The sequence below is a fragment of the Methylotenera versatilis 301 genome (genome assembly GCF_000093025.1).
Taxonomy (GTDB): Bacteria; Pseudomonadota; Gammaproteobacteria; order Burkholderiales; family Methylophilaceae; genus Methylotenera; species Methylotenera versatilis.
Map to the genome: position 1 here is coordinate 185,570 of NC_014207.1, position 13,160 is coordinate 198,729.

The following is a 13,160-nucleotide window of genomic DNA, read 5'->3' on the forward strand; positions in this document are numbered from 1 at the left end:
TGCTTAATTGCTATGTCTCATCAATTCAACTTTTCATTAAAATCACGTAAGCTTTACTTAAACCAAACGTGGGTTAAACAAAAAGGTGCTGCACTAATTTTTATTGCGTTTATTTTAGGGCTGGGAGCAGCTTTCTATGTGCTAAAAACATACAACGCAGATGCGGCTAGAGCTAGGCAAGACGAAAAAACCTATAAAGCATTAAATGATGCAAAAGTTGCGCTGATTGCTTGGGCCGTAAATTACTCAAGCTCACCAGGGCAAATGCCATGGCCCGATAGAAACAGCGATGGTAATTACGACGGAAGTAGTGATTGTTATATAGGTGCATTTGACTATGGTTATCTACTTGGGCAGCTTCCAAGCCAGCCCACAACAAGTCCTTGTCTAGACCCTAACAACGGATTAAATATATATTCTGGATTGAGTACCTATCCAGGATTGAATCAAGTATTTACCGATGCGCAGGGCAATCGGCTTTGGTATGCCGTTTCAAGAAATTTGGTTTATGACTACGGGCACACTGAGAACCCAATTATCAATCCTGGAATGATTAACCCTCCACATACAATTACACCATACATGCGACAAGGTGGAACTCAATCATATCCTTGGCTCACTGTTATAGATAGGAATGGGAATTTAGTTTCAGATAGAGTTGCAGTCGTGATTATTGCACCTGGCAGTCCCTTAGAAAATCAAAATCGATCATCACCAGCACCAAATGCTAAAGAGTTTTTAGATAGCTTTATGATTGGCGCAGCAAACTATAAAAATAGTGACTCATCTTTGGCAAATGAGGATTTTATCATGGGCGAAGATAGCAGAAATGTTCCAGCTAGCGACACCACTTATGTTAAACCTTATTATTTTAACGATAAGCTTGTTTACATTACGATTGATGAGTTGATGTATGCCCTAGAAAAACGTGCATTACAAGAAACAAAAAGTGCACTTAATAAGTACTACACAGCAAATGGCTATTATCCATTTGCTTCAGGATTGGGATTAACAGCAAATCAAAATCAATGTGTTCAAGGTAATTTAAGGGGGTTACTACCAGTTAGCGCCCCATCCACACATGCTTGTACCTGCACGGCATCAAGTAAGACATGTAGCTGTAATTTCAGCATATCAAGTTCAATTTCATTTACCAGAACTACTGGAAGTTTTGTGGCAACGGGTGGAGGTGTTAATGCTCCTATTGGTGCCTGTACTGTAAATCCTTTAACTACAGACACGTGTACATGCAATGGCGCAGGTAGCTGTCAGAGGGCATCTGGTGCCGTGCAGTTTAGTTGTGATGCCTGCGGTGTATGTGCTGCAACAGTAGCAGGCACAAATAAGTTTGTAACAACGGGTGCATTTATTAGCCCTTCAGGTTCTTGTAACACAACATCAAGCACACAAGTTTCTTGTTTAAATAGTGCAGACGGATCGTTTTCATTAGGTTCTTGTAGTGTAAATGAAACGATAAAATCACTTCCAAGTGCAGGTGGTTTGTTACCCATATGGTTTACTGCAAATCAATGGGAAAAATATATCGTGTACGCAGTTTCAGAAGATTGTAATTCGACTGGAGCCTGTATATCGACGGTATCTCCACCTAAGCTAAGTGTAGGGCTTAACAAAAATGTTAATGCAATTGTCGCTGGTTCAATTGCTAATCCGAATGGTTCATGTAGTATAGCCAGCTATTTAAGCGATGTTGAAAACACAAACGTAACAGTTAGCAATGGTATACAAGACTCTATCTACCAAAAGACTAACCCTAGAAGCCAGACAAATACGGATCAAGTTGTGGTCGTTACCCAATGAATAATTATAGAATACAGTCAAACAACCTAGCTCGTCATAAAGGGTTTTCATTATTGGAAATGGCCGTAGTGCTAATTATCCTAGGTTTTGTACTGGGCGCAATACTAGCGCCTATTCAAGCTCAGAGGCAAATGTTACATCAATCACAGACTGAAAATACATTAGAAGCTGCTAAAAAAGCGTTAATAGGTTTTGCTCAAACCAAAGGCAGATTGCCTTGTCCTGCAATTGCAGGAGGTGGTGGAAGTGAAAAACCTTTAGGTGGTGGGGCTTGCACTCAGCAGATTGGATTGTTGCCAGCAGTAACGCTAGGTATTCAACCTATTGATAGTGATGGTTTTGCTGTCGATGCGTGGAACAACCCTATACGTTATGCTGTTACACAAGTAAATACAGCTGGAGGCGCGGGTACGCCAGACTTTACAACTTCGAGTGAAATGGCAAATGTTGGTATTAGTTTGTTAGCCCCAGATTTGCGAGTCTGTGCTACAGCTGCAAGTTGCACTGCAACAATTAATCTAGCCAATAATGCAGTTGCGGTGATCTATTCACTCGGCGAATCAGGCTCACAAGCTTCTGGTGGCACGGATGAAACGGAAAATTTAAATGCTGTGGCAAATGTAGATACAGTTTTTGTTAGCCATGAGCCTAGCGCAACTGGCGGCAACGAGTTCGACCATATGATGGTTTGGATTTCTCCATACGTGCTTTACAACGCCATGATTGAAGCTGGCCAGCTACATTAAAACTTATGAACGATAACCAACTTTTACGTTATAGCCGCCACATACTTTTACCGCAAGTTAGTTATGAAGGGCAAGATAAGCTAGTGCATAGTCACGCGCTGGTAGTGGGTGCGGGTGGTTTGGGTTCGCCTGTGGCTTTGTACTTGGCTGCTAGTGGTGTTGGCACACTTACTATTTGTGATTTTGATGTGGTGGATTTGACTAATTTGCAGCGTCAGATTATTCATACCACACCAAGCGTGGGTATCAATAAAGCCGTTTCTGCGCAGCAAACTATTTACGAGATTAATCCTGAGGTGATTGTTAAAACCATACAGCAGAAATCAACTGAAGATGATTTTGCCGCATTGGTGGCGCAAGCAGATGTGGTGATAGATTGCAGTGATAATTTTGCTACACGCTATACGTTAAACAGACTTTGCGTGAAATTGAAAAAGCCGCTTGTTTCAGGCGCTGCACTTGGTTTTGAGGGGCAAATCACAGTTTATGATATGCGCTCAGATACCAGCCCGTGTTACCAATGTTTATTCCCTGATAATGGTGAAGATACAGATTTACGTTGTGCTACAAATGGTGTTTTCGCCCCGCTAGTGGGCATGATAGGCACAACGCAAGCTGCGGAAGCTTTGAAGCTGTTGATGGGTATTGGTGAGAGTTTGCAAGGCCGTTTGTTGCTGCTAGATGCACTTGCTATGGAGTGGCGAACAATCAAGCTGAGTAAAGACCCAGCTTGTATTGTATGCTCAGCTTAAAGTTATTTACCGCCTACCAAACTTTTAACTGCACCAACTAAATCACCCGGCATCACAATAATTTTACTATTTTCAGAAGCCGACATTTTTTGTAAAGCTGTAATGTAACGGTCACCCAGTAAAAACATCGCAGATGCATTATTTTCTTTAACGGCTTCAGTAATAAATTTGATGGATTCCGCTGAGGCTTTTGCAGCAACCATTTGCGCTTCAGCATCTTTACGAGCTGCTTCCAAACGCGCTTCTGCATTTAAGATGAGCGATTGCTTCGCACCTTCGGCCTCAGTTACCACAGCAACACGTTCACGCTCTGCAGCGGCTTGTCTTTCCATGGCATCTTGCATGTTTGGCGAAGGTTTAATGTCTTGAATTTCAACTGATTTAACGGTCAAGCCCCAATCTTGCGCTTCATCGGCAATCGCTTCTTTTAACTCAGCTTTAATACGGTCACGTGATGTCAGTGCTTGGTTTAGATCCATGCCGCCAATGATTGAGCGCAAGCTGGTTTGCACCATGTTGCGCATCGCTTCTCTAAAGTTTTCAATGCCGTACACCGCGCGCTCTACGTCAGAAACGCGAATGAAGGCGATAGCATTAGCAAGAATCACAGCGTTGTCGCGTGTAATCACTTCTTGCTCAGGCACATCTAAAATAATGTCTTTGGTGGTGACTTTATAACTTACTTTAGTGAATATAGGGTTAATCACATGCAAGCCAGGGCTCAGCACGCCAGCAAATTTACCAAGGCGCTCTACGACCCATTCTTCACCTTGAGGAACAATCCGTACGCCCTTAATGATGGCGACAATAACTAAAAATATCAGTACAAAACTAAACGTGGTCATAGTGTTTTCCTAACACGGGGTTTGAAAATTAATCTTATTAAGATGAAGTGAAATTACTTTTTTGAGATTTTTAATGCATTTCCAACAACGGCTACTACGCGTGCATCACTGCCAGATTCAATTGTTTCATCGGCAATTGCTGTCCATTCGCGGCTGCCCATTAGACCTTGAGCGAAGCGAATTTTACCATTTTGTTTTAGGCTAGCTGTTTCTATGACAGTACCAACTCGTCCAATTTCTTCACCTTGTGACTGACCAACACGAGTGCTGGTAGAAGTTTTTTTGTAATTGATACGCCAGATAGCTAGTGAGCTTAAAGATAAGGCCGCAAACGCGCTATATTGTATAGCCTCAGACGTGTTAGGAAATAGCCACATGATAACCGCGACGCACAAGGCGGCTACGCCAAACCACAGCACATAAAAAGTGCCTGTTGCCATTTCAACTGCAAGTAGTATGATTCCTATCGCAGCCCACATCCACATTGGGTCCATGCTGATTTTCCTTGGTGAGTTTACATAAATAGTACATTAACATAAATTAGATGGAAATTATTCAATGAAACCCGCACAAAAATTGATCATTCCTCAAGACCGAAACGAGCGCTTACATTATATTAAGCGAATCTTTTCGGAAGCTAAAGGTGCAGATTTGCAAGCCGATTGGGCAGGTGGTCGTTTTGGTGCGCTTAAAAAACTCAATAGTATTGATGCGGTTGCTTACGATAGAAACCGTAATTTTTTAAACGGTTCAGTGACGCATTTATCACCATATTTACGGCATGGCTGCGTAACATTGAATGAAGCATATGAATTCATTAAAAGGCGGTTCGATGCAAGCGCAGATAAACTCGTGTATGAACTTGCTTGGCGCGATTATTGGCGGCAGGTGTGGTTTAGCGAAGGCAATGCCATCTATAGTGACATGGAGCCGCCTAAAGTAGCGATTGGCCATGCGCCATTGAGCGAAGATATTCGCCAAGGTAAAACGGGTTTGCCTTGTATGGATGGCTTTATCAACGAAGATTTATTCGCCACAGGCTATGTGCATAATCATGCTCGTATGTGGCTTTCGAGCTATATTGTGCATCACAGAAAAGTGGATTGGCGGCTTGCTGCTGATTGGTTTGAAGCGTATTTGATTGATGGCGATATTGCGAGCAATCACCTTTCATGGCAATGGGTTGCCTCAACGTTTAGCTCCAAGCCTTACTTCTTTAATAAAGAAAACCTCAGTCGTTATACTGGTGGCAAATACTGCGCTAACTGTCACGTGCAATGTCCATTTGATGCCAGCTATGAAGCTTTGAACGATAAATTGTTTAATCAAACGCTAATACCCATTGCAAAACAATATGCACTGCCACCTTCGCCAAGAAATAAAGTTTCTCATTTCCCAGCCAAAGCGATATTTGTTCATGATGAAATGTTGTCATCAGCGCACGCTTTACTGCAAAAACCTTTTCCAAAGATTTTTGTGTTCGATCCACATTTACACGGCACTTGGTCGCTTAATCGTTTGCAGTTTGTGGCAGATTGTTTGAGCGAAATGGAGAGCGTAGAGGTTTGGGTGGGCGATACTTACGAAATTTTGATGCAAAAAGGCATAGGGCAGCTAATTACGCAAAATACGCCAAATCTCAAAGTGAAAGAGCTATTATCACCTTTTGTGCCAGAATGGCAGCCAGTGGCTAAATTCGTCAATGTCGAAATTAGTGAAAAGCGCTTAAGACGCTTTTCTCGTTATTGGGAAAAAGTAGGGCCATTGGTGTTAAGTGGTACAGTAAGTGATAAGCATTAATAACAATAAATTAATATTAATAAAATTAAGGGGAGCTTAATGATATTTTGGGTAATCGTAGTGGTAGTGGCTGTGTATTTCGTGGTGACTTATAACAGTTTAGTCAGCATTAAAAGTAATGTAGAAAAAGCATGGGCGAATATTGATGTGCTCCTTAAACAGCGTAATGACGAGCTGCCAAAGTTGATTGATACATGCAAGGCTTACATGACGCACGAGGCGCAAACGCTAGAGAAAGTTATTCAAGCGCGCATGGGGATAGATGCAGCGCGCCAAATGCACGATGTTGCAGGGTTGAGCAAGGCGGAGTCAGCACTCAGTAGCAGTTTGGGCGGGCTATTCGCTGTTGCAGAGAGTTATCCGGATTTAAAAGCGGATCAAACCTTTATTAATTTGCAGCAACGTATTACGGGCTTAGAAAATCAAATAGCAGACAGACGCGAGTTTTATAATGATTCGGTCAATAATAATAACGTCAGAATTAAGCAGTTTCCAGATGTCATTGTTGCGGGGTTATTTAATTTTGAACGTGCAGAAATGCTGAAATTTTCACGTGCTGAATTAGAGGATGTGGATGTAAGCGCGCGTTTTAAAAGCTAGTTAGCTTTTTTATGTTTAGAAAATTAAATGGCGCCAGCGTCAATTTTGTTACGTTGGCAGTAGTAGGCGGTGCTTTATTTGCTGCTTATAAATTGCATTTAAGCCAAACGGATAGGCAAACATGGTTTGTATTGTTATCAATTTCGCTCACTTTTAGCCTGTTTGCTGCAATCTTTAATTATTGGCGATTACTTAAAATTACAGAGGCGCCAATATCTTCAATCGCTGCTGCAGCGCAAGGCTATATTGAGCTGCAAGGCACTGCAACAACGCTAAAACCTTTTAAAACGCCTTATCACGGCATTCCTTGTGTGTGGTATCGAGCCTCGGTGTATGCCAATCATATTGAAAATCCTTACTCGAAAGGGGTGGTCGATAATCGGCTTTTGGAGTATTCGGAAAGCGATACTTTATTTCAATTAAAAGATGAATCTGGCACTTGTATGGTTAACCCCAATGGGGCGGAAATTATCTTTTTTGAAAAACGTACATTTGTTAAAAATGACCATCGCTATGTAGAGGAATATTTACCTGCTGGTAAACGATTGTATGTATTAGGTCAGTTAGATACGAGACATGATCAAGTTGATACTGAAGTCATTAACAAAGAAGTACGCGGCATTTTGACAGATTTAAAAACGCGTCCGCAGCAGATGTTAAATCGTTATGACCATAACCGAAATGGCGAAATTGACATGGATGAATGGGAGCTAGCACGCCAAGATGCTATCAAACAAGCGCATGCTAAATACGCCATGAAAGCGCATACAGGTAGTTTTACTTTAGTTAAACCTACCGATCAACATTTGTTTTTAATTTCAGCTAAAGACCCACATGAATTAACAGCAAGTTACCGAATGTGGGCAATTGTCCATTTGCTGATGTTTACGATATTGCTTTTAGCTTTTATCAAACTTGCATGACATTTAAGTAGCTTTAGCTGTAATTATTTCTGCATGCTATAACGCACCATACGTTGGTATGGCGGGGGAGTAAATTAGTACTTGCCTATGTTAAAATGTCGGCTATGAATAATCCAACCCCCAACCAAGAATTAGCAAAATCCTTTGATCCTAAAACCATAGAAAGCAAATGGTATGAATTTTGGGAGAGCAAAGGCTATTACGCAGCAGGCTTAAACCCAGAAGTTAAAGATAACTTCTGTATCTTACTGCCTCCACCAAACGTCACTGGCACCTTGCACATGGGCCATGGCTTTAATCAAACCTTGATGGATGCGTTAACACGTTATCACCGTATGAAGGGCGATAACACGCTATGGCAGCCAGGTACTGACCATGCGGGTATCGCCACGCAGATAGTGGTAGAGCGTCAGTTGGATGCACAAGGCGTATCGCGCCATGACTTAGGCCGTGAAAAATTCCTCGAAAAAGTGTGGGAATGGAAAGAGTACTCTGGCGGTACGATTACTAAGCAGATGCGTCGTCTAGGTACATCACCAGATTGGTCGCGCGAGCGCTTCACCATGGATGAAGGTTTGAATAAAACTGTGACTGAAACTTTCGTTCGTTTGTATAACGAAGGTCTGATATACAGAGGAAAAAGACTCGTTAATTGGGATGTGAAATTAGGCACAGCGGTTTCAGATTTAGAAGTAGTGCAGGAAGAAGAAGATGGCTTTATGTGGCACATCAACTATCCGCTTGCCGATGGATCAGGCAATTTAACTGTTGCTACAACGCGTCCAGAAACTATGCTGGGCGACGTGGCGGTGATGGTGCATCCTGAAGATGAACGTTACGCACACCTCATCGGCAAAAATGTAAAACTGCCGCTCTGTGACCGCGAAATTCCGATTATTGCCGATGATTATGTCGATAAAGAATTTGGTACTGGCGTGGTTAAAGTGACGCCGGCGCATGATTTTAATGACTATGCTGTTGGCCAGCGCCACAAGTTACCTATGATAGAGATTTTGTCATTGGCAGGATTGGTGAACGAAAATGCGCCAGAAAAATATCGCGGCTTAACCACTATTGCTGCACGTAAACTAGTCGTGGCGGATTTAGAAGAAAATGGCTATTTAGTTAAAACCGATAAACACAAACTTAAAGTGCCTAGAGGTGACCGTACAGGCGTGATTATTGAGCCTATGCTGACCGACCAATGGTTTGTAGCGATGAGTAAACCTGCCGCTGACGGCAAATCCATTACGCAAAAAGCTTTAGAGGTAGTAGCCAGTGGCGAAATCAAGTTTTACCCTGAAAACTGGGTGAACACTTATAACCAATGGCTGAATAACATTCAAGATTGGTGTATTTCACGCCAATTGTGGTGGGGGCATCAAATCCCTGCTTGGTATTCAGATAGCGGCAAAGTTTATGTGGCGACGGACGAAGTCACCGCTAAAGCATTAGCCGCTCAAGATGGCTACACAGGTAATTTAGTTCGCGATAATGACGTGCTTGATACTTGGTATTCATCCGCACTCTGGCCGTTCTCTACCCTCGACTGGACAGGCGATGAAGCGATTGATGCGCAAAATCAAGCTTTGCAACAATACTTGCCCTCTAGCGTGTTGGTGACGGGCTTTGACATCATCTTCTTCTGGGTGGCGCGTATGGTGATGATGACAAAACACATCACTGGCAAAATCCCATTCAAGCATGTGTATGTACACGGTTTGATTCGTGATGCTGAAGGTCAAAAAATGTCTAAATCTAAGGGTAATGTACTAGACCCGATTGATTTGATTGATGGCATTGGTTTGGATGATTTGATTAAAAAGCGCACTACAGGCTTAATGAATCCTAAAGACGCAGAAAAAATCGAGAAGCGTACACGTAAAGAGTTTCCAGAAGGCATAGCTGCTTATGGTACAGATGCGTTGCGCTTTACTTTTGCAGCGCTTGCTAGCCCTGGCCGCGATATTAAATTTGATTTGCAGCGTTGTGATGGTTATCGCAATTTCTGTAACAAGCTTTGGAATGCGACGCGCTTTGTGTTGATGAATACAGAAGGCCAAGATAACGGTTTTGATGCGGCAAGCTGTGGTGAAGGCGGACGTAAGTTTAGTCAGGCCGACCGTTGGATTGTGAGCATTCTGCAACGCACAGAAGCTGAAGTTGAAAAAGCATTTGAAGATTACCGTTTTGATTTGGCTGCTAAAGCGATTTATGAATTTGTATGGGATGAGTACTGTGATTGGTATTTAGAACTTGCGAAAGTGCAAATTCAAAATGGTGATGATGCTGAAAAACGTGCAACACGCCGTACCTTGTTACGTGTGCTGGAGACAATTTTACGCTTAGCACATCCAATTATGCCGTTTATCACGGAAGAGATTTGGCAAACTATCGCGCCTATGACGGAGAAACACGGTGCTAGTATCATGCTGGAAACTTATCCAAAAGCTCAGCCAGATAAACTAGATGATGTTTCAGAGGCTTGGGTTGCACAGCTTAAGCAAATGGTCGATGCGTGCCGTAGTTTACGTGGCGAAATGAACATTTCACCAGCAGCACGTGTGCCATTGATTGCTACAGGTGATGCTGAAAAGTTAGCTTTGTATGCACCGTATTTAAAAGCCTTAGCCAAATTAGAAGATGTGGCAATTGTGGCTGATTTACCAGAAGCCGATGCACCTGTGATGTTGGTAGACAATTTTAAACTGATGTTAAAAGTTGAGATTGACGTTGCTGTTGAAAAAGAGCGTTTAGGTAAAGAGATTGCAAGGTTAGAAGGCGAGATCGCTAAAGCCAATGGCAAGCTGAATAACGAGAGCTTTGTCGCGCGTGCGCCTGCTGCTGTGGTTGAGCAAGAAAAAGCACGTGTAGCCGAGTTTGGCGCTAATTTACAAAAACTGCAAAGTCAGTTAGCTAAGTTAGGTTAAATGCCAGCTTTGAATGAGCAAGTAAACTAAGAAATTAAAAAGGCGCTGAAAAGCGCCTTTTTAATTACAAATTAGTCACTACGCTTTTTGATGTAAAAAGTGAAAGTACTGTCATCTTGATCAAGCTGTAAAAGTTCGTGGCCAGTTTGAACGCAGAATGCGTTAAAGTCTTTCACTGAACCAGGATCCGTTGAAATGACTTTCAACACTTGCGCTGGCTCAACTTCACTCAGACCTTTTTTACAGCGCAAAATTGGTAATGGACAGTTTAAGCCTGTGGCATCCACTTCTTTATTGAATTCCATTATTTCTTTTTCCCTTCATCTTTTGCTACAAAAGGATAGCCCGCTTTAGCCCATGCCAAAACACCACCCGCTAGGTTATATACATTTTTACTACCTTTGCTGGAAGCAAAAGCCGCAGCATGCGCCGAACGAATGCCACTGTGGCAATAAAACACGATGTTGTCTGACTTGGGCAGTGATTCATATTTTAGCGGCAACAACGCTAGAGGAATATGTATTGCGCCTTCAATCACACCGCGTGCAACTTCATCATCATTACGCACGTCAACTAATAACAAGGGCTCTGTCGCCATGGTGTTGAATAAGTCGCTTGCTTGAATTTCACTAAATGTGCTCATTAACCTAATACCTAAATTAACCAAAACAAATGATAACAATTTTGACGGGCGACCGCACTAACTATGTGTAGCAAAGGTTTGCAGCATCTGAGAGATAAAATGATTGCGGACCAATTAAGCCAAATGCAATTCTATGAACAACATGGATATTTTATGGCTATTTAAATATATAAAATTGCCGCGTTGAGTTAGTATTTGCGGGTATGACTGAGAAATATATTGTCTTTAACCGAATGGAAACATAAATGACGCCTTTAGAGTTGGCTCGCCAAACACTAATGCAGCTTTCAAAAAGCCATAGTCCTCCGACTCCGGATAACTATCGTCTTGTCTATAATGAGATCGCAGGTTTAGAGGCGGAAGATAATGGCACTGTTCTCAGTAAGGCTCTGGACAAGGTGTTAAATGACTTAGGCAAAGATAAGCCTAAATACTCAGTCGCCGCACAAAAAATTTCCACTCTAGTCAAGAAACACGACTCTGCCAATTTAGAAAAACATATCCGTAGCTTGCTACCTGTAGGTGCTGGTGATGCCGACAGCGTGAATTGGTCTACGCTTTTACGTTATTTGTTAAAGCAGCTAGATTTAAATCATAACGGCATCACGCTTAGCCGAAAAAAAGAAGGGCTGAGTCGCGTCCTGATTAATTTTGCCAATGATCCCAATCAGCTTGGTCAAAAAATTCAGTCGCTAGTGACTTCCTGGGGTGATGGTCAGGCGGTTATGATTGTTAATGAAGATAATGCCGCTGAGCCTGTTAGTGTTGAAGCCGCATCAACTGCAGTACAAGAAGGCGCGTTAAACACACACACAGCGCATACGGTCGATGATGATGCGCAACATAAAGTAGCTATAGCGTGGCGTGACTTGTTGATTAGAACGATCACGCTAGTGGTGCTTCCTCAGTTTGCAGAAATTCCAGCAGCGCTAAGCCGAATAGAAGCACTCATAGCACGTGCTCAACAATCAAATACGATAGAGGAAGTGAATGACGTCAGCGAGTCTTTAAAATCGACCTTGCTGAGGGCGGAAATGCAAACGGACTCACAGCATCGCATGCAAGATGCGCTCATACAAATGATGCGCCTATTGGTTTCCAGTATGAGTGAGTTAACCGTTGAAGACAAATGGCTGCATGGGCAGATTGCTATAGTCCAAGAGATTATTTCTAAACCGCTTAATTTAGACAGTGTTTATAGTGCTGAAAGTAGCCTAAAAGAGCTGATATTCAAGCAATCTAGCCTCAAGCCAGGTCTTATCGCGGCCAAAGAAACACTTAAAAGTATGATGAGCACATTTATAAGCGGCTTGGCAGATATTACTGAGAGCACCGGCACTTATCAAATTAAGATTGCCGAATATCAGAAGCTGATCTCTGACACCGAAGACATCACGCAACTAAACGACATACTGAGAAGTTTGGTCGGTGATATTCATACCATGAATGCCGATGCACAGCAGTCGCAGTCCGCCTTTTTAGAAACGCAAAAGAAGGTAGAGGAAGCTGAAAAGAAAATCAACGAGCTGACGACTAAGCTAGATTACATTAGCGAAGTTGCACATGAAGACTTTTTAACAGGTGCGCTCAATAGACGTGGCATGGATGAGGCAATAGAGCGAGAGTTTGAACGTGCGGATAGGCACAGCACGGCATTATCGTTGGCCATGATAGATATAGATCACTTCAAAAAGATTAATGACACCATGGGGCACTCCACAGGTGATGTGGCATTAGCACACTTAGCTAAAGTGGTAAAAAGCATATTGCGTAGCACGGATGTGCTGGCGCGCTATGGTGGCGAGGAGTTTGTGATATTACTCCCAGGCTCCAAGCAAGATGATGCAGTTAACGTAATTGCAGGCGTACAACGAGACCTCACTAAAAACTTTTTTATGCATAACAGCGAGCGAGTATTGATCACGTTTAGCGCAGGGGTCGCTGAACGTATGACTGGTGAGAGTGTTGATGCTGTTCTACCTCGAGCCGATGCTGCGCTATACCTAGCCAAGCAAACAGGGCGCAATCGCGTAGTTGGTGCTGTGCGCCCCTAATGTTAGATCTCAAGTTTATTCTCTTTAAGCGAGTGTTAGAGACAGGGCT

At 42.6% G+C, this 13,160-nt stretch carries 12 protein-coding genes; 8 read left to right on the top strand and 4 right to left on the bottom strand.

Annotation, left to right across the window (positions count from 1 at the left end):
* Positions 1-12 precede the first annotated feature (12 nt).
* The 3 genes from M301_RS00795 to M301_RS00805 are packed head-to-tail and all read left to right on the top strand — an operon-like array spanning position 13 to position 3,316.
* Entirely contained in the window at positions 13-1,818 is a 1,806-nt protein-coding gene (locus tag M301_RS00795) for a hypothetical protein (RefSeq protein WP_013146855.1), read from the top strand.
* Positions 1,815-2,564 (top strand): type II secretion system protein, encoded by a 750-nt coding sequence (locus M301_RS00800; protein WP_013146856.1) that lies wholly within the window; start codon positions 1,815-1,817, stop codon positions 2,562-2,564. The genes M301_RS00795 and M301_RS00800 overlap by 4 nt, the downstream gene beginning before the upstream one ends.
* A 5-nt stretch (positions 2,565-2,569) precedes the next feature.
* Entirely contained in the window at positions 2,570-3,316 is a 747-nt protein-coding gene (locus M301_RS00805; RefSeq protein WP_013146857.1) for a HesA/MoeB/ThiF family protein, read from the top strand.
* Positions 3,317-3,318: 2 nt separating this feature from the next.
* Here M301_RS00805 and M301_RS00810 read toward each other — a convergent pair whose 3' ends face one another.
* Together M301_RS00810 and M301_RS00815 are read right to left on the bottom strand one after the other, a co-directional pair.
* The gene (locus tag M301_RS00810; RefSeq protein WP_013146858.1) at positions 3,319-4,161 is read right to left on the bottom strand and encodes an SPFH domain-containing protein; all 843 of its coding nucleotides are present in this window, start codon (positions 4,159-4,161) and stop codon (positions 3,319-3,321) included.
* A gap of 53 nt (positions 4,162-4,214) precedes the next feature.
* Positions 4,215-4,655, bottom strand: coding sequence for an NfeD family protein (locus tag M301_RS00815; RefSeq protein ID WP_013146859.1), 441 nt, complete (start codon positions 4,653-4,655; stop codon positions 4,215-4,217).
* A gap of 64 nt (positions 4,656-4,719) precedes the next feature.
* Here M301_RS00815 and M301_RS00820 point away from each other — a divergent pair, with 64 nt between their 5' ends.
* The 4 genes from M301_RS00820 (at position 4,720) to M301_RS00835 (ending at position 10,414) form a co-directional block, all read left to right on the top strand.
* Complete coding sequence (locus M301_RS00820; protein ID WP_013146860.1) at positions 4,720-5,961, top strand: FAD-binding domain-containing protein; 1,242 nt, start codon at positions 4,720-4,722, stop codon at positions 5,959-5,961.
* A gap of 39 nt (positions 5,962-6,000) precedes the next feature.
* The gene (locus M301_RS00825; protein ID WP_013146861.1) at positions 6,001-6,561 is read left to right on the top strand and encodes a LemA family protein; all 561 of its coding nucleotides are present in this window, start codon (positions 6,001-6,003) and stop codon (positions 6,559-6,561) included.
* Positions 6,562-6,572: 11 nt separating this feature from the next.
* A complete protein-coding gene (locus M301_RS00830; protein WP_013146862.1) occupies positions 6,573-7,484 on the top strand; it encodes a hypothetical protein in 912 nt (303 codons plus the stop codon).
* A gap of 104 nt (positions 7,485-7,588) precedes the next feature.
* Positions 7,589-10,414: a valine--tRNA ligase gene (locus M301_RS00835; protein WP_041359587.1), complete on the top strand. Its 2,826-nt coding sequence runs from the start codon at positions 7,589-7,591 to the stop codon at positions 10,412-10,414.
* Positions 10,415-10,485: 71 nt separating this feature from the next.
* Here M301_RS00835 and M301_RS00840 read toward each other — a convergent pair whose 3' ends face one another.
* A complete protein-coding gene (locus tag M301_RS00840) occupies positions 10,486-10,719 on the bottom strand; it encodes a sulfurtransferase TusA family protein (protein WP_013146864.1) in 234 nt (77 codons plus the stop codon).
* Positions 10,719-11,057 carry a rhodanese-like domain-containing protein gene (locus tag M301_RS00845; protein ID WP_013146865.1) on the bottom strand — a complete coding sequence of 113 codons (339 nt, stop codon included), beginning with the start codon at positions 11,055-11,057 and terminating at the stop codon, positions 10,719-10,721. Before M301_RS00845 ends, M301_RS00840 begins: the two co-directional genes overlap by 1 nt.
* A 245-nt stretch (positions 11,058-11,302) precedes the next feature.
* Here M301_RS00845 and M301_RS00850 point away from each other — a divergent pair, with 245 nt between their 5' ends.
* Positions 11,303-13,111: a GGDEF domain-containing protein gene (locus tag M301_RS00850; RefSeq protein WP_013146866.1), complete on the top strand. Its 1,809-nt coding sequence runs from the start codon at positions 11,303-11,305 to the stop codon at positions 13,109-13,111.
* The last annotated feature ends 49 nt before the right edge of the window (positions 13,112-13,160 follow it).

What these genes read in the sequence shown, in the direction of transcription:
- M301_RS00795 (WP_013146855.1), top strand. Translation starts at nt 13, where the DNA reads ATGTCTCATCAATTCAACTTTTCATTAAAATCACGTAAGCTTTACTTA.
- M301_RS00800 (WP_013146856.1), top strand. Translation starts at nt 1,815, where the DNA reads ATGAATAATTATAGAATACAGTCAAACAACCTAGCTCGTCATAAAGGG.
- M301_RS00805 (WP_013146857.1), top strand. Translation starts at nt 2,570, where the DNA reads ATGAACGATAACCAACTTTTACGTTATAGCCGCCACATACTTTTACCG.
- M301_RS00810 (WP_013146858.1), bottom strand. Translation starts at nt 4,161, where the DNA reads ATGACCACGTTTAGTTTTGTACTGATATTTTTAGTTATTGTCGCCATC.
- M301_RS00815 (WP_013146859.1), bottom strand. Translation starts at nt 4,655, where the DNA reads ATGGACCCAATGTGGATGTGGGCTGCGATAGGAATCATACTACTTGCA.
- M301_RS00820 (WP_013146860.1), top strand. Translation starts at nt 4,720, where the DNA reads ATGAAACCCGCACAAAAATTGATCATTCCTCAAGACCGAAACGAGCGC.
- M301_RS00825 (WP_013146861.1), top strand. Translation starts at nt 6,001, where the DNA reads ATGATATTTTGGGTAATCGTAGTGGTAGTGGCTGTGTATTTCGTGGTG.
- M301_RS00830 (WP_013146862.1), top strand. Translation starts at nt 6,573, where the DNA reads ATGTTTAGAAAATTAAATGGCGCCAGCGTCAATTTTGTTACGTTGGCA.
- M301_RS00835 (WP_041359587.1), top strand. Translation starts at nt 7,589, where the DNA reads ATGAATAATCCAACCCCCAACCAAGAATTAGCAAAATCCTTTGATCCT.
- M301_RS00840 (WP_013146864.1), bottom strand. Translation starts at nt 10,719, where the DNA reads ATGGAATTCAATAAAGAAGTGGATGCCACAGGCTTAAACTGTCCATTA.
- M301_RS00845 (WP_013146865.1), bottom strand. Translation starts at nt 11,057, where the DNA reads ATGAGCACATTTAGTGAAATTCAAGCAAGCGACTTATTCAACACCATG.
- M301_RS00850 (WP_013146866.1), top strand. Translation starts at nt 11,303, where the DNA reads ATGACGCCTTTAGAGTTGGCTCGCCAAACACTAATGCAGCTTTCAAAA.